At 50.1% G+C, this 23,749-nt stretch carries 22 protein-coding genes and 1 riboswitch; of the genes, 1 reads left to right on the top strand and 21 read right to left on the bottom strand.

What is annotated here, in order from left to right; genetic code table 11:
- Positions 1-18: 18 nt before the first annotated feature.
- From pstB to TOCE_RS01740, 21 genes are all read right to left on the bottom strand, one after another.
- Entirely contained in the window at positions 19-768 is a 750-nt protein-coding gene (gene pstB / locus TOCE_RS01840; protein WP_223156849.1) for a phosphate ABC transporter ATP-binding protein PstB, read from the bottom strand.
- Positions 769-770: 2 nt separating this feature from the next.
- Positions 771-1,655: a phosphate ABC transporter permease PstA gene (pstA, locus tag TOCE_RS01835; RefSeq protein ID WP_013275187.1), complete on the bottom strand. Its 885-nt coding sequence runs from the start codon at positions 1,653-1,655 to the stop codon at positions 771-773.
- Positions 1,655-2,548 carry a phosphate ABC transporter permease subunit PstC gene (gene pstC / locus TOCE_RS01830; protein WP_013275186.1) on the bottom strand — a complete coding sequence of 298 codons (894 nt, stop codon included), beginning with the start codon at positions 2,546-2,548 and terminating at the stop codon, positions 1,655-1,657. Before pstC ends, pstA begins: the two co-directional genes overlap by 1 nt.
- A gap of 121 nt (positions 2,549-2,669) precedes the next feature.
- Entirely contained in the window at positions 2,670-3,626 is a 957-nt protein-coding gene (locus tag TOCE_RS01825) for a PstS family phosphate ABC transporter substrate-binding protein (RefSeq protein ID WP_013275185.1), read from the bottom strand.
- 89 nt (positions 3,627-3,715) lie between these two features.
- A complete protein-coding gene (gene guaA / locus TOCE_RS01820) occupies positions 3,716-5,251 on the bottom strand; it encodes a glutamine-hydrolyzing GMP synthase (RefSeq protein ID WP_013275184.1) in 1,536 nt (511 codons plus the stop codon).
- A 96-nt stretch (positions 5,252-5,347) separates the two neighbouring features.
- Positions 5,348-5,911, bottom strand: coding sequence for a 5-formyltetrahydrofolate cyclo-ligase (locus TOCE_RS01815; protein WP_013275183.1), 564 nt, complete (start codon positions 5,909-5,911; stop codon positions 5,348-5,350).
- 141 nt (positions 5,912-6,052) lie between these two features.
- Complete coding sequence (locus TOCE_RS01810) at positions 6,053-6,760, bottom strand: ECF transporter S component (protein WP_013275182.1); 708 nt, start codon at positions 6,758-6,760, stop codon at positions 6,053-6,055.
- Between the two features lie 20 nt (positions 6,761-6,780).
- The gene (locus TOCE_RS01805; protein WP_425358469.1) at positions 6,781-8,454 is read right to left on the bottom strand and encodes an ABC transporter ATP-binding protein; all 1,674 of its coding nucleotides are present in this window, start codon (positions 8,452-8,454) and stop codon (positions 6,781-6,783) included.
- A complete protein-coding gene (locus tag TOCE_RS01800) occupies positions 8,418-9,347 on the bottom strand; it encodes an energy-coupling factor transporter transmembrane component T (RefSeq protein WP_013275180.1) in 930 nt (309 codons plus the stop codon). Before TOCE_RS01800 ends, TOCE_RS01805 begins: the two co-directional genes overlap by 37 nt.
- A gap of 12 nt (positions 9,348-9,359) precedes the next feature.
- The gene (locus TOCE_RS01795) at positions 9,360-10,220 is read right to left on the bottom strand and encodes a DUF4430 domain-containing protein (protein WP_187286580.1); all 861 of its coding nucleotides are present in this window, start codon (positions 10,218-10,220) and stop codon (positions 9,360-9,362) included.
- A gap of 75 nt (positions 10,221-10,295) precedes the next feature.
- Entirely contained in the window at positions 10,296-13,709 is a 3,414-nt protein-coding gene (locus TOCE_RS01790) for an S-layer homology domain-containing protein (RefSeq protein ID WP_013275178.1), read from the bottom strand.
- Between the two features lie 241 nt (positions 13,710-13,950).
- Positions 13,951-14,069: riboswitch (cobalamin riboswitch) on the bottom strand.
- Between the two features lie 92 nt (positions 14,070-14,161).
- Positions 14,162-14,692, bottom strand: coding sequence for a GrpB family protein (locus TOCE_RS01785; protein WP_013275177.1), 531 nt, complete (start codon positions 14,690-14,692; stop codon positions 14,162-14,164).
- Between the two features lie 207 nt (positions 14,693-14,899).
- Positions 14,900-16,219 (bottom strand): 6-phospho-beta-glucosidase, encoded by a 1,320-nt coding sequence (locus TOCE_RS01780; protein WP_013275176.1) that lies wholly within the window; start codon positions 16,217-16,219, stop codon positions 14,900-14,902.
- Entirely contained in the window at positions 16,203-17,129 is a 927-nt protein-coding gene (murQ, locus tag TOCE_RS01775) for an N-acetylmuramic acid 6-phosphate etherase (RefSeq protein WP_013275175.1), read from the bottom strand. Before murQ ends, TOCE_RS01780 begins: the two co-directional genes overlap by 17 nt.
- 22 nt (positions 17,130-17,151) lie before the next feature.
- On the bottom strand, positions 17,152-18,315 hold the full coding sequence (locus TOCE_RS01770) for an anhydro-N-acetylmuramic acid kinase (protein WP_013275174.1): 1,164 nt from the start codon (positions 18,313-18,315) through the stop codon (positions 17,152-17,154).
- A gap of 11 nt (positions 18,316-18,326) precedes the next feature.
- On the bottom strand, positions 18,327-19,283 hold the full coding sequence (locus TOCE_RS01765; RefSeq protein WP_013275173.1) for an N-acetylglucosamine kinase: 957 nt from the start codon (positions 19,281-19,283) through the stop codon (positions 18,327-18,329).
- Complete coding sequence (gene chbG, locus TOCE_RS01760) at positions 19,280-20,050, bottom strand: chitin disaccharide deacetylase (RefSeq protein ID WP_013275172.1); 771 nt, start codon at positions 20,048-20,050, stop codon at positions 19,280-19,282. The genes TOCE_RS01765 and chbG overlap by 4 nt, the downstream gene beginning before the upstream one ends.
- Entirely contained in the window at positions 20,031-20,396 is a 366-nt protein-coding gene (locus tag TOCE_RS01755; protein ID WP_013275171.1) for a PTS lactose/cellobiose transporter subunit IIA, read from the bottom strand. The genes chbG and TOCE_RS01755 overlap by 20 nt, the downstream gene beginning before the upstream one ends.
- 47 nt (positions 20,397-20,443) lie before the next feature.
- Positions 20,444-21,694, bottom strand: coding sequence for a PTS sugar transporter subunit IIC (locus tag TOCE_RS01750; protein WP_013275170.1), 1,251 nt, complete (start codon positions 21,692-21,694; stop codon positions 20,444-20,446).
- A 3-nt stretch (positions 21,695-21,697) separates the two neighbouring features.
- On the bottom strand, positions 21,698-22,006 hold the full coding sequence (locus TOCE_RS01745; protein ID WP_013275169.1) for a PTS sugar transporter subunit IIB: 309 nt from the start codon (positions 22,004-22,006) through the stop codon (positions 21,698-21,700).
- Positions 22,007-22,086: 80 nt separating this feature from the next.
- Entirely contained in the window at positions 22,087-22,929 is an 843-nt protein-coding gene (locus TOCE_RS01740) for a MurR/RpiR family transcriptional regulator (protein WP_013275168.1), read from the bottom strand.
- Between the two features lie 210 nt (positions 22,930-23,139).
- Here TOCE_RS01740 and TOCE_RS01735 point away from each other — a divergent pair, with 210 nt between their 5' ends.
- Positions 23,140-23,547: an RrF2 family transcriptional regulator gene (locus TOCE_RS01735; RefSeq protein WP_013275167.1), complete on the top strand. Its 408-nt coding sequence runs from the start codon at positions 23,140-23,142 to the stop codon at positions 23,545-23,547.
- Positions 23,548-23,749 lie beyond the last annotated feature (202 nt).

The following is a 23,749-nucleotide window of genomic DNA, read 5'->3' as shown; positions in this document are numbered from 1 at the left end:
CGATCTATCCCGTATTTATCAGCCGAACCTGCCGGTTATAAAGTCTTCCGTTCGCTTGTCTTTCGGAACCGTAAACATGGCGCTGGTCTCTCCGAACTCCACCAGCTCCCCCTGCAGTAAAAAGGCTGTATAATCGGCCACCCTTGCCGCCTGCTGGATGTTATGGGTTACAATAACTATGGTAAGCCGTTCCTTGAGCTGCCTGATCAGTTCCTCCACGTGCATGGTGGAAATCGGGTCCAGGGCCGAACACGGTTCGTCCAGAAGCAAAACCTCGGGCTCTAAAGCCAGCGCCCGCGCTATGCACAGCCTCTGCTGCTGACCTCCGGAGAGCATATACGCGTTTTCGTGCAACCGGTCCTTCACTTCGTCCCATAGGCCCGCCCTCTGCAGCGACTGCTCCACCAGAGCAGAAAGGTCCCCTTTATAGCCGTTTATCCTGGGGCCGAAGGCCACATTTTCGAAAATACTTTTCGGGAAAGGGTTGGGTTTCTGGAAAACCATGCCTATCCGAAAGCGTATATGAGCCGGGTCTACCTTTGGAGAATATATATTCTCGCCCCTGTAAAGTACCTGACCTTTGATCCGCGCCCCTTCTGAAAGGTCGATCATCCTGTTCAGGCATCTGAGCAGGGTGCTCTTTCCGCAGCCCGACGGTCCCATAATCGCGGTGATCCGGTTTTTGTATATATCGAGGTTGATTCCTTTTAAAACCCTATGGTGCCCGTAACTCACAAAGAGATTTCTGACTGTAATAATCCTTTCCAAATTCATACCTTTTTTATCCTTCCCTGGTATTTATTCCTGAGCAGTATGGCAGCCGAATTCATGCCGAGCAGCACCACCAGAAGCACCACTATCCCCGCCGCAGCTATGGCCCTGAAATCATCCTGAGGCCTGGAGGTCCAGTTATAGATCTGGATCGGCAGTACCGAAAAAGAATCGAAAAGACTCCTGGGTATAACGCGGACAAAAGTCAGCGCTCCTATGGGGATCAGCGGCGCCGTCTCCCCAATTGCTCTGGAGAGCGCGAGAATAATGCCGGTCAGTATCCCGGGCAGCGCCGAAGGAAGCACCACGTAGCGGATGGTCTGCCACTTGCTGGCCCCCAGGGCGTAGGATGCGTGGCGCCATGACTGTGGGACGGCCCGAATAGCTTCCTGAGCGGTGACTATTATGACCGGAAGTATTAGAAGTCCCATGGTAAGGCCCCCTGCGAGGAGGCTTCGCCCCAGCATCATCCACCGGACGAAAACCGTCAATCCCAGTATACCGTATACTATTGATGGGATACCCGCCAGGTTATAAATGTTAACCTGTATGAAGGATAAAAATTTGCTCTTTTTCGAGTACTCCTCAAGAAACACGGCTGCTGCAATGCCGAGGGGTATCGCAAAAACGGCCGTTATTATCATTACGTAAATAGTACCGTATAATGCCGGAAGTATACCTGCTTTTTCGGGAGACCTGGAGGGAAAGGAAGTAATAAATTGAAGGTCCAACCATCCCCAGCTGTCCCGCAGTACTTTTGCCAGGAGTACGACGAGCACCAGCAGGCCCAGGAGGTTTGCGCTCAAAAAGAGCCACATAAAAATCCGGTTGCGGCGCTGGCGATTTTGGAGCCCCGGGGAAAACATTTCATCCTGAACGGTCATCAATACACCTCCTTGTAGCGGCGCACGATCCAGGTCCCTATCAGATTCAGTGACAGCGTGACAACAAACAGTACACCGGCAACAGCATAAACGCTCTTATACTCAATGGACCCGAAGGGCGCATCTCCCAGCATTACCTGGGCGATAAAAGCCGTCATTGTCTGAATGCTGTCCAGCGGATTGAACGTCAGCTTGGGAGTGCTGCCCGCCGCTAGAGCTACAATCATCGTCTCCCCTATGGCTCTGGAAATGGCGAGGATGAAGGACGCCACTATTCCCGAAATCGCCGCAGGTATCACTACTTTGTAGGCAACTTCGAGCTTGGTGGCACCAAGCGCATAAGCCGCCTCCCTGAGGGAATTGGGCACTGCCGTCATGGCGTCTTCGCTGAGAGACGAAATCATCGGTATAAGCATTATACCCATTACAATCCCGGCGCTGAGGGCGTTAAATACGTTGGTCTGCGGCAATATGGCCCTGATGATGGGTGTCACGAAAGTTAGAGCGAAATACCCGTAAACGATGGTGGGGATGCCAGCCAGTATTTCCAGCACCGGTTTAATTAAGCGCCTTACTCCATCCGGAGCGTATTCGCTGAGGTAAATTGCACTTGCAAGCCCCAGCGGTGCGGCGACTATCATAGCTATAACCGTGACCAGCATCGTTCCTGCAACAAGAGGAGCTATACCGTAATGGGCCGGGGTAAAAAGCGGAGTCCATCGGGTTTCGGTGAAAAACTCCTTCACCGAGACTTCTTTGAAAAAACCGGCTGTCTCGCTGAAAAGGGAGACGACTATGCCAATGGTGACCAGCACCGAAACCGAAGCGGCCAGGGCAAGCAGAATTTCGATGCCCTTTTCCCCGCGAAAACCTTTACCAGCAGAATCGACCATTTAATGATTCCCCCATTTAACATAGAATTAATGGAATTTAACACACAAAACTGACGGCCGTCAGGGCTTACCTAAACCTTGGGCCGTCAGACAGTTTATATTAAATCCATGGGAGGGGGCTTTACTCTATCTTATTGAGGTTCTCCTGATACTCGCTTTCGGGCATGGGGACGAAACCGACTTCTTCAACCAGCTCGGCCGCATTTTCCATATAAAATTTGACGAATTCTTTAACTTCGGGGCGCTCGAGGGATTTTTTGTTGACATAGATGAAAATGGGCCTTGCGAGAGGTTTATAGGTGCCGTTTTTTATGCTTTCTGCGGTAGGCTCCACCGGCCCGCTGCCCCCATCGATCGGCACCGCCTTGACTTTGTCCGAATTTTCCAGGTAGTAAGCAAAGCCGAAGTAGCCCAGGGCGTACCTGTCACCGCTAACGCCCTGCACCAGTACGTTGTCGTCCTCGCTGGCGGTGTAATCGGAGCGGCTTTTCTTGGCTTCACCGTTAACCGCTTCGGTGAAGTACTCGAAGGTACCCGAGTCGGTGCCCGGTCCGTAGAGGTTGATCTTTTCATCGGGCCAGCCGGGCCTAATGTCGCTCCACTTGGTAACTTTACTTCCCGGTGACCATATTTTTTTGAGTTCTTCCACGGTCAGATGGTCGACCCAGTCGTTTTCTTTATTGACAACTACGGTAATGCCGTCGTAAGCCACGGGGAGTTCGATGTATTCGACGCCGCTTTCTTTTGCCTTGGCGGCTTCCTCATCGCTGATCGGGCGTGAGGCGTTGCTTATGTCGGTCTCACCCGCGGTAAAACGCTTGAAACCGCCGCCCGTGCCGGACACTCCGACGGTTATGTTCACGTCGGGGTAAGTATTCATGAATTCTTCGGCTACAGCCTCGGTAATTGGATATACCGTGCTGGAACCGTCGATCTCTATTGAACCGCTCAAGTTTGCCTGACCGCCCTGGTTCCGGTTTGATGCACCGCAGGCAGTCACCACCAGAACCGCCGCCAGGCTCAAAGTGAACAGGGCTAGTACATAGCCGGCCTTCGCACCTTTAAGCTTCGATGACATACCATCTCTCCTTTTTATAGTTTCCACTATTAATTGTACGAGCCCTGTGTTAAATTATAATTAATCAATTGTTAAGGTTACGTTAATTATTATTCCCATTCGATGGTAGCCGGCGGTTTTGAGGTTATGTCGTAAACGACCCTGTTGACCCCGGGAACTTCGTTTACGATCCTGGTAGACATATTATCCAGCAGGTCGTACGGAAGCCTGGCCCAGTCGGCCGTCATGCCGTCTTCGCTCGTGACGGCCCGGATCGCCACCGTGTATGCGTAAGTCCTCTCGTCACCCATCACTCCCACGCTCTTTACGTCGGTGAGCACCGCAAAGGCCTGCCAGAGCTCCCTGTCAAGTCCGGCTTTTTTTACTTCTTCGGTCACTATAGCATCGGCTTCCCGCAGGATAGAAAGTTTCTCGCGGGTCACTTCACCCAGAACCCTCACAGCAAGCCCTGGTCCCGGGAAGGGCTGGCGGTACACGATTTCCTCGGGTAGTCCCAGCTGGAGTCCCACCTTTCTGACCTCGTCCTTGAATAGGTCCCGAAGGGGTTCGATGAGCTCGAAATTGAGGTCCTGGGGAAGTCCGCCCACGTTGTGGTGGGTTTTTATAACCGCCGCCGTCTGGGTACCGCTTTCAATGACATCGGGGTATAGGGTCCCCTGAACCAGAAAGTCGATCTTTCCCAGTTTCTTAGCCTCGTCTTCGAATACCCTGATGAATTCTTCACCGATAATCCTGCGCTTCGCCTCCGGGTCTGTAACACCTTCCAGCCTTTTTAAAAACCTGTCGGATGCATCAACGGCAATCAGGTTTATATGGAACTTGTCTTTAAAAGTCTCTATAACCTTCCTGGCTTCGTCTTTTCGCAAAAGGCCGTGGTCCACGAAAATACAGGTCAGGTTATCCCCCAGGGCCCTGTGGGTGATCACCGCAGCCACCGAAGAATCCACCCCGCCGCTCAGGGCGCAGAGGGCTCTTCCGTTACCCACCCTTTCCCTGATCAGCCTGATCTGTTCCTCGACAAAGGTTTTCATGGACCAGGTCCCGGTACAGCCGGCTATGCCGAAGAGGAAATTGTTGAGAATTTCCCTGCCCCTGGGCGTATGGACGACCTCCGGGTGAAACTGCACCCCGAAGAGGTTCCTGCCGTTACCGATAGCCGCATGGGGGGTGTTTTTCGTGCGCGCCAATGTCCTGAATCCTTCGGGCAGCGTTATTATGGAATCCCCGTGGCTCATCCAGACGGTAAGGTTTTTTTCCAAACCGCTGAATATACCGTCCTCCTCTTCAACCACAAGTTCGGCCCTGCCGTACTCGGCTGTTTCGGCCGGTTCAACCCTTCCACCCAGCATATGGCACATGAGCTGCATACCGTAGCAGATTCCCAGGATTGGTATGCCGGTATCGAAAATCCTCTTATCGCATACCGGCGCATTTTCCGAGTATACGCTGGCCGGGCCGCCGGAGAAAACTATGGCTTTCGGCTTTCTCTTTAAAATTTCGTCCATAGGGGTATTGTAGGGCAGAATCTCGCAATAAATACTTGCTTCCCTGACCCGGCGAGCTATCAGCTGGCTGTACTGCCCGCCGAAATCGAGAACGATCACGTTTTCCTGGTCTTTAATCATCAATATTCCTCCTACCCTGTTGCGTTGATTGTGTCAATAATATTATTCCATAAAAGCTGGTATTTTTCCATCCCGGCGGGCAAACAAGATCGCCTTTCAATTAAACCTGTATACGCCCTTTTCGGTCACTATGGCGTCCATCCTCACGTCGTGTTTTTCCACCGGGATGTAATCGGCAAGCTGCAATTCAAAGGCGATGGCGATTTTCTTCGCCTCCGGCCGCAGCTTCGGCAAAAAACCGTCGTAGTAACCGCCTCCGTACCCCAGCCGGTAGCCTCTCCTGTCGAAGGCCACCCCCGGTACCACGACCAGGTCGATCACTTTCGGATCAAGGCCTTCATCTTTTTCCGGTTCGAGTATGCCGAAGGTGCCGGGCACCAGTTCACCGAGACTTTTTATCTCTACAGCTAGAAGCCCCTTACCTTTTATGGTTTTGGGCACCACAACCCTTTTGCCCATGCTCAAAGCCTGCTCTATGGCTTTACGGGTCTCGACTTCGTTTCTGGCATTCACGTAGAACATTACAACTTCGGATTTTTTAAGCTCCTCAAGGGCAAAGAGCGTCGATATTATCTTCTCGCTCTTATCTTTTACATCTTCCCTGGATAAACCTTCCCTTTTTTCAAGAAATGTGCGCCGGAGCGTTTTTTTGTCCACCACAGCATGCCCTCCTCACATTTAATAAAATTTAAAAAGGCGGCAAGGTTAACCCTGCCGCCGCACTTTCTATTCTTATTATATATTATAAACTGTAATATAATAATATTCTTTACATTTATTATATCATTTTCACCAGAACCGTCAAGAAATTTTTTGGGTCGCTGCCATTTTGTGCCGAAACCGCTCGAGTATTTTCATAAAGCTGGTGCCAAACAGCAGGTAAAAGGCCGCATTGCCTACAGCGTGCAAAGTGTCAAACCAGAAACTTGCCGTGCAGACTGCGAGAAAACTCTGCCAGTTTAACGGCTTAACAAAGGCGATCCAGGACCACAGGTTTAATATCCATCCAAATAAATACCCCCATAAAAGGCAGAAAAATGCCATACCCCATTTGCCTATATGCGGTGACAGGCGTTTTACGATGCCTGCCGATGAGCCGGCAAGGCCCCAGGCAAACATCTGCCACGGTGTCCAGGGCCCATGCCCTAGAAAAAAGTTTGAAACCAGGGCCGCAGTTGAACCCACCATAAAACCGGCGCTGGGGCCGAAGACATACCCCGAAGCGATCGCTATAAATGTGGTGGGCTGGATGTTGGGAATGGCAGCAAAGGCAATCCGCCCCGCAGCCCCTACGGCACCCAGCACGGCTATCACGGCTATTCTTTTGGGAGACGAAGTTTCAAGTTCAAACCCCAGGTACATCAAAGCGATGGCGGCAAAGATGACAATGTAAGATGCCACGCCCCATTCCCCGGAGATAGTAGTCTTTCCCGACATGGCAGCCGCCATAAAAATCGGGATAATCCCAAAGCCGAGCCAGAACAGAATTTTTGACAGCATCTTTTTCATAACCATCTTCCTTTTAATACTTAATTAATTATTTTAGCCAACGCGGGTTTAAATACAGCTAAAGCTTCCTCCGGAGTCAGAATACCGTCCGCGAAACCCCGGCACATCCTGCCGATCTGGGTGGAATAAAAAATTGAATCCGAAAGGACCTGATGCACCGGGCCGTCACATATCACCCTGCCGCAGAACAGCATGATCACCCTCGATGCGTATTTCGCCGCGAATTCGACATCATGGGTGGTCAGCACGACAGCTGCCCCCTGTCTACAGAACTCCGCCAGCACCTCCCCCAAGTCACTTTTCAGGCGATAGTCCAGCCCCTTGGTGGGCTCATCCAGCAGCAAAAGCTTCGGCCCGGTGACCAGCACCGAAGCCAGAGCCACCCTCTGGCGTTCACCGTAGCTCAGATCCCGCGGGTTTACGCGCCGAAAGTCTCCCAAAGAAAGCTTTTCTATTATTTCATCAACCGCTCCGTTCGAAGCGATACCAAAGTTTTTTAATGTGTATAATAATTCTTCCTCTACAGTATCCTGAAAAAGATAATCATTTGGATTCTGGGAAAGGTAACCCACGCTGGGGTCCCAGGTGGTTCGAGTGGCGCTTTTTGGCTGCTTGTTGCCCATCATTATCACCCGGCCGCGCCCGGGTTTTAACAGGCCCGCCATGTTTTTGAGGAGTGTGGATTTGCCCGACCCGTTGGGTCCTATCACTGCCACTAGCTCTCCGGCGCAAATCTCCAGGTTTATATCCTGAAGCGCTTCCCTGCCGTCGGGATATGTAAACCAGACTCCTTCCATGCGTATGAGCGGTTCCCTTTCATGCATCCCTTCTGAAGAGCTCATGGAAAAATTTCCCGGAGCAGGGTTAAAATTTTGTTTCAGCATTCTCCGTCCATCTTTTACAGTGACGGGAATGGTATTAAAACCCACCTTACCGAAGAAGCGAGCTACCGGTGGAATAAAGGGGTTTTCACAAAACGCCGCCCGACGCGCCACCTGCTCAGGTGTGCCTTCAAACCTTATTCTTCCATCTTCCATAATCAAAACTTTGTCGGCAAGATGAAAACATCTTTCCAGCCGCTGTTCTATTAAGATCACGGTGAGGCCCATATCTTCATTCAAACGTTTTACGACATTTAAAAAATCCTCCGCCGCCACCGGGTCCAGCTGTGAAGTGGGCTCATCGAGAATTAAAACCGAGGGTTGCATGGCCAGGACTGCAGCCAGGGCAAGTTTTTGTTTTTGGCCGCCGGACAATTTCGCCGTAAACTCTCGCCTCAAATCCGCAAGGCCCAAAAAACTCATGACTTCGGCAACCCGGCGGGCCATTTCCTGCTGAGGAAGGCCAAGGTTTTCCAGGCCGAACGCAATTTCTGCCTCCACGCTCGTCTTCACCAGCTGTTTTTCCGGATCCTGGAATACTATCCCTACCTCTCCTGCCATAGTGCGCCGGTCAATTTGCTCTATATCTTTTCCCCGAAAAAAAACGCTGCCGCTGATGCGGCCGCCGGAAAATCCGGGTATCAGGCCGGCCAGCACCCGCGCCAGAGAAGATTTCCCCGAGCCGGAACCGCCGGTAACGAGCAAAAACTCGCCCTCTTCAATGCTCATGTTTACGTCTTTCAATGCGGGCCTTTGGCTTTCCGGGTAAAAATAAGTCAGATCTTTGATTTCAAAAATGGGCAAGTGTGCCACCCCCAGCTCAAGAGTATCGGAAAGCATAAAAGAAAAATTACGGCAAAAAGGAGCCCGATACCCGTATGCCCATCAATAAGATTGCCGGACTGCGGGTAAAATCTAAAGGTGCCTAAGCCTTTCTCCAAACCGTATGCCGCCGTCGCCAGTGCGGCAAGACTCGCGGCAAGGCATGCGGTATCCCTTGGTCGCAAGTTTTCGCGAACGTAGTATGAACGCCTGCCGCTGCCAAAAGCCCTTGCGTACATGGCCTGTGCTGTCTCCATAGAATCTTCCAGAGAAGTTAAAAGCAGTATTTTCATTAATACGGCGTATTTTGCCATTTTTTCTTTTAATGTTCCGGCATTAAAATCGACTCCTCTCGCAGTCAGCACCTCCCTGATGCCGTCAAGTCGACTTACCATAGCGGGAAACATCCTGGCAGCCAGGGAAAGCACCAGCCCGGACTTGGAAGAAAAGCGGGAAAGCATATCCAGCACGCGGTCGGGATGAATCATAAAATTGTAAAGGCAAAATATGCTCATTATTAAAAGGAGCCTTAATCCCATGACCGCACCAAATAAAACGGCCTCTAATGAAACGTTCAACCTTCCGAAAACCGGAATGTACGGCCCCCGCCATAGGACGGTTTGTCCGGCGCGCACGGTAACCGCATTCACAATTATGATAACAAAAGTCGCCCCCAGGCTTACTTTCAAAAAAGTCTTCCAGGCATCAAACCCATCAACAGCTTTGACGGCCGCAACTGTAATCGATAGCAACCCCAGGAGGTATAGCGGGTGGTTGAACATCAATGCCAGCGTCAGCAAAACCGCGATATAGACGAGCGCTGACAACGGGTGAAGGCTCTGCAGAAAGAGCCCTTTTTCTCTATAAAAAAAGCGGTCAAGCATGATGATTTTCCCCTATTCTGCCAGGCTATCCCAGGTGGGAGGGGGGTTATTAATGCTCTCATTGTACCACCATATTATCCTGTCGCCCGGTTCGATTTTTTTCTCACTGGCCGCTGCCATCGGAACTTCATCATTGACGCTGTACATCCAGCCCGCCATGCCTTTGTTCGTCTCACCCGCTATGCTTACAACAAAACCGTCGTACCCCTGGCCGGTCTTGTAATCAATTCCGGTGGAATCCAGAGCGCCCAGTGCAGTCAAACCCCACCGGTTGTTCTCTTTTACCGTCACGGTTTTAGGGCCGTACAGCACCCGGCCTCCCTTTCCGACAATGGCAATTTCAATCCGGCATCCACCGGCACCGGCGGAACTCGAATCGGTTTCCTTTGTGGAATCACCGCTGCTATCAGTGTCTTTTTTTTCCGGAACATGCCGTGGGGCATCATCGCGAGAAGAACTCGCCGCACCGCCCGTGGAAGCAGCCCCTTTGCCGAAAGGTTCCTTTTTTGTGCCGGAAGTCTCTTCCTTTTTGGTCTTTGATGACCCATCGGAAGGCTCAGCCTTTTCGATGACCTTCTTTTCAACCTTAGTGCCACCCGAACCGGTGCCCGTTTCCAGTTTAGGGGATGTGTTTGTAAGGACTCCGTCTTTCTGCACTGCAAGGCCTTCTATTGAAGCATTGGGAGCTTCACCGGTGCCGGCCTTTGTCGGGTTTGTATTCGCTTCACCGGGTACTAAAGCCTGATTCTCTTTAACCGCTGTCAGGGGCCTTTCTTTCGTGTCATAAAAAATCTTTGGAGCATATATTACACACCCCACCGCTACGGCCAACAAGAACGCCATAATTGCAAGCTTTACAGTTCGCTTTTTCACTGAAATCACCCACTGAATAAGTGTTGCAAAGCCGGGAGCGCACCATAGAGCGCGCCCCGGCCTCAAATTAATCTACTATTCCCCCAGGAAGCGGTAGATTACGACAGCGGCTTGAGCTCTGCTGACCGCCGCTTTGGGCCGGAAGGTCCCATCTTCAAATCCTTCGAGCAACTCACCGGCTACGGCAGCTGCAACGCTCCCCCTGCTCCAGGGCGAAATCGATTTTCCATCTTTAAAATCCGGATTTTCCCCGGAGGGAGTAAAACCGACCGCCCGGGCAAGGATAACCGCGAGTTGTTCTCTAGTAATTTTGCCGTCCGGCCGGAAGGTGCCGTCTTCGTATCCGGTTACAAGCCCCGCATCTACCGCGGCGTATACGGCTTTCTCGTACCAAGCGCCTTTTTTTACGTCTTTGAATTGTCTTCCTTCGCCCGCCTTAGGCTCGAGGCCCAGGGTTTTTACAATCATGGTGACGAACTCAGCCCTGGTCAACGCTCGACCCGGCTCGAAGAAAGTCCCGTAAACTCCCGTAACAATCCCGGAACCGGCCAGGGCTTCAACGGCGTCTTTGGCCCATCCGAAGGACGCGTCGCTCACATCCGCAAAGGATTTTCTGACTTCCTTTGCAAACACGGCAACTTTCGAGAAATGTTCTATCCTGGCCACAATGACGCCTTTTGCCATGTCGGCCACGGCAGGGATGACAACCCACCTGCCTTCTGTATCATCATACCGCGCCAGGACCAGATTTTCCGGCTTTACCAGGGGAGAGACGGCCGCTCTTATTGCCAATGTTGCGGGCATTGAAAGAGAGGTTGCTTCAGGGGCAATTTCGTAAATGCCCGATAAAGCTTTGAAACCAGGGGGAATTGTACCGTCGGTCTCTTTGATCGATATTTCTAAATCCTTTTTCAATGCACCGGCCGGAACGAGGAGGGCAACTTCCTCTTTTCCGTCGACGATGGCTGCACCTTCAGAGGCAGCTACCTCTTTCTGCAAATCTACCCTGTTTTGCAGAAGCTTTTCTTTTAACTTCAAGAATTCGTCGCGTTTGAACGGTCCGCGGCTTCCGATGACTACAACCGCTTTGTCTATCTCTTCAATACCCGCTGCTTTTTGTAATTCGAGCAATTCCTCCACATTTTCAAGGGCTTTCAGCGCTTCTTTGGAAACCCGCAAGGTCTCCGGAAGTCTTTCGTTCTGCTCTTCGAGGTCCTCGGAAACGACCCCCTCCTGCTCCGGAACCGTATTTTTATTTATCAGGTCTTCCCACGTGGGGCCTGATGATCTATAATCCGTGCTGTACCACCAGATGATTTCATCCCCGTCGCCAATCGCCTTTTCCGATGCCGCCACCGACGGCACTTTTCCGTTGACCTTGTACATCCACCCATTCATTCCCTGGTTGGCCTGGCCTTCGATGCTCTTTACAAAACCGCCGTCACACTCGTAATCAAGGCCGGTGGCATCCAGAGCACCTAAGGCCGTCAATCCCCACCTTCCGTTCCGGCTTACGGTGACGGAATCGGGGCCAAAGAGCAGCTCACCATCCCTGCCCACAACCGCGATATCCACGGTGCACTCAACCTCACCGGGAACCGGCTCGGAAGATCCCGGCTCTGACCCCGGCGATCCGGTCTCGCCCTTCAAGAGGATAAATGCGTGCAGGGCTTCCGCAGCACCCAGAATATTTTTGACGGAACCGAAACTGCCGTCGGAATTCAACGCTTTCTGCATCATATAGTCGACGGGGGTAAGGCCCTGGCCGCTCTTCCATTCCTTCGGATCGACGCCCAATTTTTTCAGCGTAACAATTACCTCGGCCGTATCCACCACCGGATCGTCCGGAAACGGCTGTGTAATATAGACGCTGCCGTCGGGCTGCAATTGTCTTTTGAGATAAGCCAGGCCTTTTTCTATGGCATTCTGAACCTTTGTATCCCCTGAAGCGGATAGGTAGGTGAGCGCCCGAATGGCCTGAGCGGTCGACATAAAGTCGGGGTAAAATGCGTCGCCCCATTTTTCTCCCCAGGAACCTTCATCGCTCTGCTTACCCAGTATGTAGCTTTTGGCTTCCTCCGCATTTATTTCTTTTATCTTCCCCGCTTCGCCCAGCGCTATATACGCCCAAAAGTCGGTGTAAACGCTGTTGTCAAAGCCGTTCGAAGAATGCCTTTCCGTTAAAAGATTTACCAGCCTGTTTACCCTATCCTCGTCCCCCATGCGGCTTAAAGCTAGCAGGTGCTGGGCAATGGTCTTCGTCCCCGATCTTTTCACCCAGCCGGAACCTGCTCCGGCATAATCTTCATATTTCTTCCCCAGCGATTTTAAAGCTATGAGGGTTTCGGCGGTGGCAAAAGTGTTGTCGAACCGGGCTTTTATGGCCGCCGTGTCAGCGTCCTGGATATCCTTTAGATAAGCAAGGCCTTCCTCGATGGCTTTATAGACATCGCTACCGGTATCGCGAGCCTCCTCAAAATAGCTTAAGGCCGTAATCACCTGGGCCGTAAGGTCGGGCTCTTCGTCTTCAAAGTCACCCCATGCGGCCCCGGCGGGTTTTCCCCAGGCGTCCTTATGCTCATGTTTGAATTTTTCCAGATAATTAAAAGCCTTTTGCCGGTCAATAAGGCTAAGTTTGTCCGCTTTGCCAAGAGCGGTCAGTACCATCACATCGTCATAGATGCTGTTCCCAAACCAAATCGAATCGCCGTCGGTATTCTTCTTATCCGCAATAGCCTGAGCAAGAGTTGCAATTTTATCCGATTGCGGTTCTACCGCGTAAAGGGCGGTCAGCTCTTTCGCAAGGTAAACGGCATCAAGGACTGCAGCGTCATCCGCCGCGGCTTCGGCGGATTCGATGACTATATTTTTAAGCGACTTATCACCATATACCCATCCGGACAGGTCTTCACTGGCGTCGGCCAGTGCCTCCACACAGCGATAGTCGAAGTTAAATCCCTGGGCGTCATAAGCCAGGCTTCCCTTCATATAGCGGCCTTTAAAATAGTCGATAGCCTTATTGATGGCTTCCTGCACCTGCTTGGAAATATCCCCTTCCGGCAGGTCGCCTTTCACCATCGCCAGCGCCTGCAGGGATGCTTTTGTGCCGTATTCATTGGCATAAGGACCAAAACTGCCGTCGACGTTCTGCGTGGCCAGGATGTATGTTATGAGACTGTTTTGATTGCCGAGGAGATCCGCCGACTTTTGAATCTCCTCCTTCAGGCTTAAATCATTCCTGGTCCACTTTTCGGACGAAAGATCTTCCCCTGCCAGTGCGAGAACGTACGCGGTGTAGCCGTCGACTTTTTCTCCGGATTTGAATTTGCTGTTAATAAACTCCACGGCCTTTTCGGCCAGCTGGTCGGCAGTATAACTTCCCGAGGCAGCTAGAGCTGTAGTCAGGACCTGTCCATCTATAGAAATGCTCAATAAAAGACCAAAGACCAGAATCAGCGCTACCAGGCGTTTTTTAATTTTATAGTGCATAATCTCGACCTACCTTCCACTGAGTATTCTTTGCTTATCGTACTTCACTCTATGGCGATACCGCGAGAATCATTGCAATATAAAAAACGGCTTCATTCCAACACCTCCCCTTTAGGGCTCCCCTCAGGGGGGTTGAAAACGCCGCCGCTGAAGTAAAATAAAAACCCTGGCTCCAACATAAACCAGGGGTAAGCTGATTCCCCATCCTGCGTAGGGAGCTCCAGTTCGACGGCAAGCCCCAGGTATCCTGGCTCGGATTCACCGCTTCCCCACGCCTTCCCGGGGTATTCCCAGTGGCATTAAGTGGGGTCGCTCCTCCTCACAGTGGCGCGGACCGCGCCGGATTTTCACCGGCTTCCCATGGTTGCCTGCCTATTAAATTTGTTTATATGTTCAGAAATTTTAGTTCGTCCTCTTTAATAATATATTAAATATTCCGGGTTGTCAATAACTTAATTTCTTTCTAATTTTTCCCCATACCATTTCAGCGCCTTCTGTTCCAATTCCTTGACAAATTGATCTTTACCATCCATATAGGCCTCGATATCATCGGGGAAGCGTTTTGCTAACTCCTCTTTCAATTTTCCGTACCTTTCTGCCGCATCTTTATGTTCTCGTAAATAATCCCGGAATGCCAGATGTCTTTCCACTTCCGCCTTATTGTCGAACTGGTATATGTGTACGTGATGTGTGCGGTTATCCCCACCCTTTCTGAAATACCTCCTTCCGGGAAGGCCGAATTCACCCATGGGTTCATATCCGAGTTCGATCATTTTATCGTTAAATTTATCGACCGCATTGATGTCCCTGACCAGAGGCATTATATCGATGATGGGCTTTGCCTTCATTTCCGGCACCGAGGTGCTGCCGATATGATGGATGGCAATCAATTCATCGCCAAAAATTTCCTTAATCTTAGCCGCTTCGGCTTCAAACATGGCAGGCCACATAGGATTATAATCGGTGACTACTACTTTCCGCATTATGAAAAACCTCCCCCATTTTTTAGACTATTTCAACGGCCGCCAAAAGACATTCTGTTTATGTGCAGTGCAAGGTATCCCGGTAGGCGGATGGAATACTTCCATCCGCACGCACTTATTTATTAGATTTTTATGTAAGGCCGTTTTTAAAATCATGTTTTACTCTGTAATCCGTCGCCGAAGCATATGAAGCGTTTATGATGCTTTTTATTTAAAAAACTGCGGTAAATATTCCCTATTTTCGGCAAGGATATCATCCAATATTTTTTTCGCAATCCCCGCAGACGGTACCAGAGGATGGATGGTTAAGGCTTGAAGAGCTGCATTATAATCTCCGTTGACCCCTGCTTCTATGGTTAACTCTTCATAGGCCTTCACCACCTGTATCAGCCCTCTTATCTTGGCCGGCAGGCGACCTACACTCAACGAATGGGCTCCGTTTTTGTCTATAACGCAATTTGTCTCAACGACCGCATCCTCGGGTAAGTCTAAAATCGCGCCGCTGTTTTTTACATTTACTACTTGAATATCTCTTTTGTCGTTTACTATGGAACTAATCAAGTTGCAGGCAGTGTAGGAGTAGAGGGCCCCTCCTCTTTTCTCGAGCTGCGGTGGCTTTTCATCCAGCTTGGGATCCTTATAAAGTTCAAAAAGCTCCCGTTCGACTTTTTTGACCACTTCGCCGCGAGTACCCTCATGGGTAGCTTTTCTTTTTTCTTCCTCCAGCATAGTGTCTTTCATGTAATAGTACCGGTGATAGGGACACGGAAGCACCCCGAGGGATTTTAGCAAATCTTTATCCCACTGCATACCCGGGATGTTCTTCATAGTCATATTCTCGTCGGAAGCAAGCTGCTCTATCAATTTTTGTGTTATATCTTCACCGTCGAGATATACCCGCAATCCCCACACCAGGTGGTTTAGACCCGCAAATTGAATATAAACTCTATCCATTTCCACTCCGTAGGCTTTTGCCACGTAGTTTACCATATTGACGGGCACATTGCACAGCCCCAGTACCTTAACGCCGGTGTGTTTTATTACCGTTTCCGTAATAATCCCCGACGGATTTGTGAAATTTATCAGCCATGCATCAGGAGCCAGCTCCTCTATATCCCTACATATATCCAATATCACGGGGATCGTCCTTAACGCTTTGGCAAAACCGCCGGGCCCGGTAGTCTCCTGGCCGATGACACCGTACTTTAGAGGGATTTTCTCATCCCTGATGCGGGCGTCTATGCCCCCCACCCTGAACTGGGTTATTACAAAGTCGGCGTTGGAAATGGCCTCCCTTCTATCCAGAGTCAGATGGACACTGATATTAAGGCCTGCTTTGTCAAGCATACGCTTCGCGAGGTTGCCCACTATCTCCAGTTTTTCCCTGCCCTGTTCCACATCCACGAGGTAAATTTCACTTACGGGAAGTTCCGGAGCTCTTTTTATAAAACCCTCTATGAGCTCGGGCGTGTAGCTGGACCCGCCGCCTATGACAGCAATCTTCAATTTTTTAACCACATGACTCAACCCCTTTAACACCTTCTATTGATTCCAGGGCTTTTCTTATATTCCCGCCGTGAAATGTCAGGATTTTTTTTGCCTTTTCCCCGTCCATTCCGGAGAGTATCATGAAAATCGAAAGTTTCACATTGTATTCCGTTTTACTCAGCACGGCGTCTATTCTTTCGTCATCGACGCCCGTGGCCAACTTAACAATCCGCCTGGCCCTCTGCTGCAGTTTTTTGTTGGTCGCCTGTAAATCTACCATAAGGTTACTGTAAACCTTGCCGAGCCTTATCATCACACCCGTGGAAATCATGTTGAGCACCATCTTCTGGGCTGTACCGGCTTTTAACCGGGTGGAACCCAATATAACTTCCGGCCCTACAACCGGGGCGATAAGTATGTCGGTAAAATCTCTCAACGGGCTCTCGGGATTGCAGCATATCCCTATCGTAAGCGCTCCTACTTCTCTGGCATATTTCAACCCACCTATGACGTAGGGTGTCCTGCCGCTGGCCGTCAGACCCGCAACCACATCTCTGTCGGACAGTCTCCTGTCCTGAAGGTCCTTTCTCCCCATATATTCGTCGTCTTCAGCTCCCTCAACGGCTTTTTTTATGGCTGAGTCACCTCCCGCTATCACACCCTGCACGAGTTCCGGGTCCACGCCGAAAGTCGGGGGGCACTCGGAAGCGTCCAAAATTCCCAACCTGCCGCTGGTGCCCGCCCCGATATAAATAAGCCGGCCACCGTTCTTCAGCCTATTGGTTATAAGGTCAACGGCCGTAGCTATCCTGGGGATCTCCTTTTCCACAGCGAAGGCCACTTTTTTGTCCTCGTCATTCATTTTTTTCAGCATGCTCACGGTATCCAGTATGTCGATGTCTTCCGTGTAAGGATTTCTCTGTTCTGTTATGAGTTTTGTGAGTTCCATCGCACCATCCCCTTTTTAAAGGTCATATAATTATTTTCCCGAGTATAACCCTTTTTCCTGCTCCCGTCGCACCGGGTACGTTGTTGCAGACCCCGCCGATCGTCTCGTTGGCCAGTACTGCAAAGGCCACAGCTTCCTTGGCGTCCGAATTTAGGCCGATATCTTCAAAGGTACGAATCTCAACGCCTTTCAATTCTTTGCGAATCATATCGACCAGCGTTTTATTATACGCCCCGCCGCCGCTTATTAAAATCTCATCTATTCGATGGTTTGGCATAAGGAAATCCCTGCAAGCTCTAGCTATTGAATATGCGGTAAAGTAAGTAACGGTAGCTACCAGGTCTTCGAATCCAATCCTCAGGTCCAAAGATTTCCTAATAATCTCTTCTACAAAACCACCACCGAAGATCTCCCTACCTGCCGTTTTTGGGGGCCGCTGTTTTAGGTACGGATGTGCTTTGAGGAATTCAATCAGTCTTTCGTCTACCTTTCCTTTCGAAGCTACAGCCCCGTCTTTATCGAACTTCATACTTCCTCCAGTCCCTCGCAGCACTATTTCGTCTATCACCATATTACCGGGACCTGTGTCAAAGGCCGTTATATCTTCCACCGAGCAGCTCTTCGGCAGCACCGTAATATTGGCGATTCCTCCTATATTCAGCAGAGCCCGGTTGACTTCATCGGACCTGTAAAGAAGGTATTCGGCGTACGGCACCAGCGGTGCCCCATGACCTCCGGCAGCCACATCGCGGACCCTGAAATCGGCGACCACCGTCCGGCCGGTAATCTCGGCGATAACGCAGGGTTCTCCTATCTGCAGCGTAGCTTCTCCGGGAATGTGATAGACGGTCTGCCCGTGGGACCCTATCAGATCAACATCACTTATATCCACGCCCGCAAGCTCGCACAGCCGTATCGCAGCATTGCCGAAGAGTCTCCCGAGCTTAAAATTCATCCTGCATACCAGGTCCACCGTTGAACGGCTCACATCAAACAGATGGAATATTTCCCGCCTCGTCGGCTCATCATAGGGGAAATTGCAGAAGACCAGGAGTTCTGCCCTGGTTTCCGGGCCGTATCCTTCAATTTCCACAAGCGCAGCATCGATACCATCGGCTGAAGTCCCCGACATCAGGCCGATTACCTTTTTCTTCTTCTTTTTATAAAGTGCGTAGAGCCTTTCCAACAGCATCACTCCTATAATGTTTCCGCCCCCGGCAGCAAATTCGAATCCAACTCTATACCCAATTCCCCGGCAAGGAGGATAAGAGCCCCCGCAGTAGCCCTATATCTGGGGCGGCGTATTTTTACCTTTGGACACGTGCGCTTTAGCTCAAAAGCGAAAGTATCGTATACCAGCTTTTCCTTTAACAGGATGCTGCCGGATACAATAACATCGGAAATATACACGAACCTTTTCAGAGCACAGCTTACAAGCTCTGAAAGAGCCGTGCCCGCCTCTTCAAGGATCTGGCGAGCAATTCTTTCGCCTTCATCGCAGAGTTTGCTCACCCTGACTGTGAGGCCTGCAATGATATCTTTCGAAAAACCTCCCGAATACAGAATAGGCTTTATTTCCGTTAGATCTTTTACGGAAAAATGCGCCAGGACCTCTTCGTAAATCCTTTTCGAGCCTCCGCGCCCTTCATAGAATTTAACCGCTTCCCTAATGGCCCTTCGGCCTATATAGTATCCGCTGCCTTCATCTCCGATCAAATGGCCCCAGCCTCCCAGGATCACTTCACTACCGGCTTCGTTTACGCCGTATACCACGCTTCCGGTACCAGCTATCACCACGACGCCGTACGGCCTTCCAGCTGCACCTGCCAGGGCTATCCTGTAATCGCTGTCTACGAATACGGCGTCCGTCAGCGCAAGACCCGTCAAGACCTCGCGGATTTTCCGCCTGATCTCCTTGCTGCCCGCTCCTGCGGCTCCCACGTATATCCCCAGGCATCGGGAGCCCGTCTTTTCGACCGGCGCCGACACCTTCTCCACCGCTTCTTTTATGTTGTATAATGCTTTATCTTCTCCCGCCGACATGGCATTGCCGGACCTTTCAATAATGAGAGTATTTGCACTGTGCCTTTCCAGGTCAAGGGCTAGTACTTCGATTTTACTTCCCCCTGCATCGACACCTATTATGTAACTCATAGGCTCCCCTTCTCGGTTTTCAGGTCGTTAAAACTCACCAGCACAATATCCTTTTCCTCAAGAACACCGCGTAAAAAGGGGTTCGTCAGTATCTCCAGTTCTTTTTCGCGAAAATGGGTATAAGTGCTTATCTCCAAAAGCTCTTGATCACAGTAGCCGGGATGGGTCATGATTTCCATCACCCCGTAGCTGTAGGAGTCTAAAATGGAAACCAGATTTTGATAAGATGCTCCCTCCCCGTAAAAATCCACGGAAAATTGATCGGGCGTTATAACACCGCGGCTTTTAAAAAACGCTCTAGTTTGAGAATCAACGGCCCGTACCGGTACATTAAGTTCCAGAGCTAATTCAGCCACGATTTCTGCTACCATCGGGTGAAGGTGCAGGTGATGATGACAGTCCAGGTGGCTCGGCTTTAGCCCGGATCTCAAAAATTTATCCACCTGGGCTCGCAATTCTTTCTCGATGTCTCGAAGGGTTGCCCTTTCCATCAGAGCAGCTCTTCTCCGGTAAAAACGGCCCGATTTATCCACCAGGCTCGGGACCTCCGCCGGGTCCAGCACCGGCCTGCCGCAGGTCAGGTTCAGGTGAATCCCCACCCGGTCGGGGAAGCATTCCATGGCTATATCCATCGCTTCCCGGGCAGCGGGCATATTCACCATGAGGGTTGTATCGGTTATTATCCCTTCGATAACGCCCTGTTTAACAGCCCGATTTATTCCCGGCGTCAATCCGAAATCGTCTGCATTAACTATCAATTTTTTCATTACCAAGACACCCCTTGAGCGCGCTTACCTCAACTTCCAGTTCCCGCACCCGGCGGAAAAGATCTATCATATTTTCGATGAGGCTTCTTTCCGCCATCGCCGTCATGAGGTGATCCTGGGCGTGCACCAGGAGCACCGAAACCTCGTGTTTTTTTCCCTGAACTTCCTCGTGGATCAGCCTCGTCTGGACGTGGTGCGCCTTTAACATCTCTTCGTCGGCTTCCTTTAGCAATTTCTCCGCCAGTTCAAAATCGCCTTTTCGAGCCCGGGCAGCAGCTTCATAGGCTTTAGCCCGTGCATTTCCGCCGTAAGCTATCATCTCAAATATCGAGTTTTCGTCTACCATCATACGACCTCCATTTTTGAAAGCCGGGTAAAACCCGGCTTTTTTGATCAGCTTTCGGTCTCTTCTTCCATCATCTTTCTCTCGTATACCTTAAAGAACGGATAGTAAATTATAGTTGTTAAAGCAATATTGACCAGCACCAGCACCACCGCCCTCCAGTCTCCTCCGGTGGCGAGGTAAGCACCTATAGGAGCGGGCAGGGTCCAGGGCGCCAGCACGTAGGGCCTGCCTACCAGGTTAAAAACCATAGCTATGTAGGATATTACTGCTGTAATTACAGGTCCTATAATAAACGGAATTGCAAGTATTGGATTCAGCATTATCGGAGCGCCGAAGATTACGGGCTCGTTGATGTTGCATACGCCGGGGAGGAGCGACGCCTTCCCGAGATTTTTGAGGTACCTCGACTTCGAAGTAAGCATTAATAGTACAAGGCTCAGCGTTGCACCCGATCCTCCTATCCAGATGAACCACTGGAAGAAAGGCTCCGGAGCTATGTGGGGCAGGATTTTAGCTCCGGCTGCCGCCGCCTGCGTGTTTTCATCCAGAAGCGCCATCCAAATGGGCCTCGCAATGCTGCCCACCACAGAAACTCCGTGGATGCCTGCCGACCACAGTAGGGTGATCAGGATGACCGGAACGAGCACGCCGATTAACGAATCTCCGGCGGTTACCAGCGGTTTGAAGAGATTCATTATCAGTTCCTGAATATTAATGTTAAGCATAACCCTCACAATATATATGATAACCATGATTGCGGCCGCGGGTATTAATGCCTCAAAGGACCTGGCTACCGACTCGGGAACGCCCTCGGGCATTTTTATGGTTATTTTTCTGACGGTCAGGAACCTCAAAACCTCTACGGCAAAAAACGCCATGATGATGGCTGCAAAAAGGCCCGCACCACCCAGTCCGCCCATGGGCAGGACGAAACCTATTTTTTCCACGTTCTGAGGCAGGGTAATCATTATAAAAGACGCCAGCGCCAGGAGACCACCTGCTACGGGGTCCAGGTTATAGGACTTGGCAAGGCTGTACCCTATGCCGTGGGCTGCGTAGAGTGCCATCAGTCCCACGCTGAGCCTGAAAGGTATTAATATCTGGGAAGCGTAGGGCTGAATTTTTTCAGCCAGTGCCGGTATCGGGGGAGAAGCGACTATTAGGAAGAAGCTGCCCACGATTATAAGGGGCAGAGTGGCCACTATACCGTCCCTGACGGCCCGCAAATGCCTCTGTTCTGCTAGTTTCGCCATGGGAGGCATCAGTTTTTCCTCAACCCACTTTAAAAAGAATTCCACCGTTCATACCTCCTCGAGAAGTTTTTTTGCCTGGCGGAGAATTTTTTCCCCGCCAAAGGGACCGTAAGCTTGAGGCTCGATAAGTCCTGTGGGAATCCCATGCTTTGAAGCTATTTCTTCGAAGAACTGCTTCCTGTGTCTTACCTGTGGAGCTATCAATACTACGTCAAAATCCTTTACCCTTTCTTCAAATTGGGTGGTGGATGCCGCTTCAACGTAAACGTCTTCTTTTAGCTCTGCCGCTTTCTTTTCGACGGCCTTTAAGACAATGCTTGTGCTCATGCCTCCTGAACATACGAGAAGTATTTTCAAAAGTCTCCCCCCTTTCGTAAGTATAATTTCGTATTGTTTTAGTAATACTGTAATTTTACTTCATCATACTCCAAAAAAAATTAATATTTTCTTGAAGCAACCGCTTCACTGGTATTTTCCAGGTAATTGATTATATCGTCGTACTTCCTGCAGGCTACGATGGTAAAAAGGATGTCGATGACGTTAAGCTGCGCCATGCGGGAAGCCATGGCACCACTCCGGAAAAGCGCCTCCGAGGAAGTGACGAAAAGTTTTATGTCGGAAACCTTTGTAATCGGTGAATGGCCGAACTTGGTTATGCAGATGGTGGTGGCCCCGGCATTTTTGGCAAGCTTTAGGGCATCGACGGTATCCACGGTCTGTCCGGAGTACGATATCCCCACCGCCACATCCTCCGGCGAGAGGTTGGCCGCCGAAGTAAGCTGCATGTGGGTATCGGTATACGCGGTGCAGGCCTTGTTTATCCTCATGAATTTGTGCATTGCGTCCTGGGCTACTATGCCCGAGGCCCCTACGCCGTAAAAATCAATCTTCTTTGCCCGTAAGAGTACCTCCGCCGCCTTTCGGACTTCATTCCGGTCCAGGATGTCCATCGTATTTTCTACAGCCAGCATGTTGTTGCGCGATACCTTTGTTATTATGGCGTCCACATCGTCGTCCACGCTGACCAAACCCTGGATCTTTTTAGTTTTTATAGCTAAATCCGCCGAAATCTTTATCTTCAAGTCCTGGTAGCCTTTATAGCCTAAAGTCCTGCAGAACCTGACAACACTCGCCTCGCTGGTACCGCACCTCTTTGCCAGCTCTGCGATAGGCAGGTCCGAGATCTCCTGGGGGTTTTCCAGAATATACTGCGCTATCTTTTTTTCCGACGGTTTTAGGCCGTTTAGTATCGCTGCGATTTTTTCTAGACTTCCGGGCATAACCTCACCTCTTAAATAAAATATTCTACACTTTTTGTAACTATCCTTCATATTTTTATAAAATTTTTGTAATCCAGTTTCTTCGCTGTAAAAACCCTAGAAGCATATGAAAACAATTCCTTCCGGGGGTTGACATCCGGCTTAAAATATCATAGTATTATCTTAAAATAGACTCATATAGTATACTTTAGCTTGGAGGAATTACATACAGTGAAGCTCAATCAAGCAACGGATTATGCATTTCGGGCAGTATTGCATTTATCTAAGCTCCCCCCGGGGGAAGTGGTGGAAGCTAGGGTTATAGCAGAACAAGAGCACATCCCCATGCGTTTTATGTTAAAAATACTCCGCTTGCTGACCCAGGCCGGCATTGTAAAATCTTACCGTGGAGTAGGCGGCGGTTACGCATTGGCCAAAATGCCCCGGGATATAACCATGCGGGATGTAGTGGAAGCAGTAGAGGGCCCGGTTTACATCAACAGGTGTCTGATTGCCCCCGAGGAGTGCAATAAAAGAAGCACTGCCAAATGTTCCATTCATAAAGCGCTTTTTTCCATCCAGCAAACCATCAATGATAAGCTGGAGGAATATAATTTTGAGATATTAAGTAAAAATTAAAATGCAATATTGTACGTAATTAGTTACAAAATTTTTTATAAAATACTATACATCTTGAGTATAGTTTTAGCAGCATCTTAGAAATGCTAATACCCAAAATAGTAGATAAGAAAATTGACGCACAGTTGCACCCTAAAGTATACTATTTGAGTCTAGTATATAATTACTAGTAATAATTACTATTTTAGTCTAGTATAATTAC

The organism is Thermosediminibacter oceani DSM 16646 (assembly GCF_000144645.1).
GTDB classification, from domain to species: Bacteria; Bacillota; Thermosediminibacteria; order Thermosediminibacterales; family Thermosediminibacteraceae; genus Thermosediminibacter; species Thermosediminibacter oceani.
Note: the sequence above shows the minus strand (reverse complement) of the source record. Positions and strands in the feature narration are given on the sequence as shown.

Excerpts from the sequence above, each read along its gene's own strand:
- pstA (WP_013275187.1), bottom strand. The coding sequence starts at position 1,655 with ATGACCGTTCAGGATGAAATGTTTTCCCCGGGGCTCCAAAATCGCCAG.
- pstC (WP_013275186.1), bottom strand. The coding sequence starts at position 2,548 with ATGGTCGATTCTGCTGGTAAAGGTTTTCGCGGGGAAAAGGGCATCGAA.
- TOCE_RS01825 (WP_013275185.1), bottom strand. The coding sequence starts at position 3,626 with ATGTCATCGAAGCTTAAAGGTGCGAAGGCCGGCTATGTACTAGCCCTG.
- guaA (WP_013275184.1), bottom strand. The coding sequence starts at position 5,251 with ATGATTAAAGACCAGGAAAACGTGATCGTTCTCGATTTCGGCGGGCAG.
- TOCE_RS01810 (WP_013275182.1), bottom strand. The coding sequence starts at position 6,760 with ATGAAAAAGATGCTGTCAAAAATTCTGTTCTGGCTCGGCTTTGGGATT.
- TOCE_RS01800 (WP_013275180.1), bottom strand. The coding sequence starts at position 9,347 with ATGCTTGACCGCTTTTTTTATAGAGAAAAAGGGCTCTTTCTGCAGAGC.
- TOCE_RS01790 (WP_013275178.1), bottom strand. The coding sequence starts at position 13,709 with ATGCACTATAAAATTAAAAAACGCCTGGTAGCGCTGATTCTGGTCTTT.
- TOCE_RS01785 (WP_013275177.1), bottom strand. The coding sequence starts at position 14,692 with ATGCGGAAAGTAGTAGTCACCGATTATAATCCTATGTGGCCTGCCATG.
- murQ (WP_013275175.1), bottom strand. The coding sequence starts at position 17,129 with ATGGAACTCACAAAACTCATAACAGAACAGAGAAATCCTTACACGGAA.
- TOCE_RS01765 (WP_013275173.1), bottom strand. The coding sequence starts at position 19,283 with ATGAGTTACATAATAGGTGTCGATGCAGGGGGAAGTAAAATCGAAGTA.
- chbG (WP_013275172.1), bottom strand. The coding sequence starts at position 20,050 with ATGAAAAAATTGATAGTTAATGCAGACGATTTCGGATTGACGCCGGGA.
- TOCE_RS01755 (WP_013275171.1), bottom strand. The coding sequence starts at position 20,396 with ATGGTAGACGAAAACTCGATATTTGAGATGATAGCTTACGGCGGAAAT.
- TOCE_RS01740 (WP_013275168.1), bottom strand. The coding sequence starts at position 22,929 with ATGCCCGGAAGTCTAGAAAAAATCGCAGCGATACTAAACGGCCTAAAA.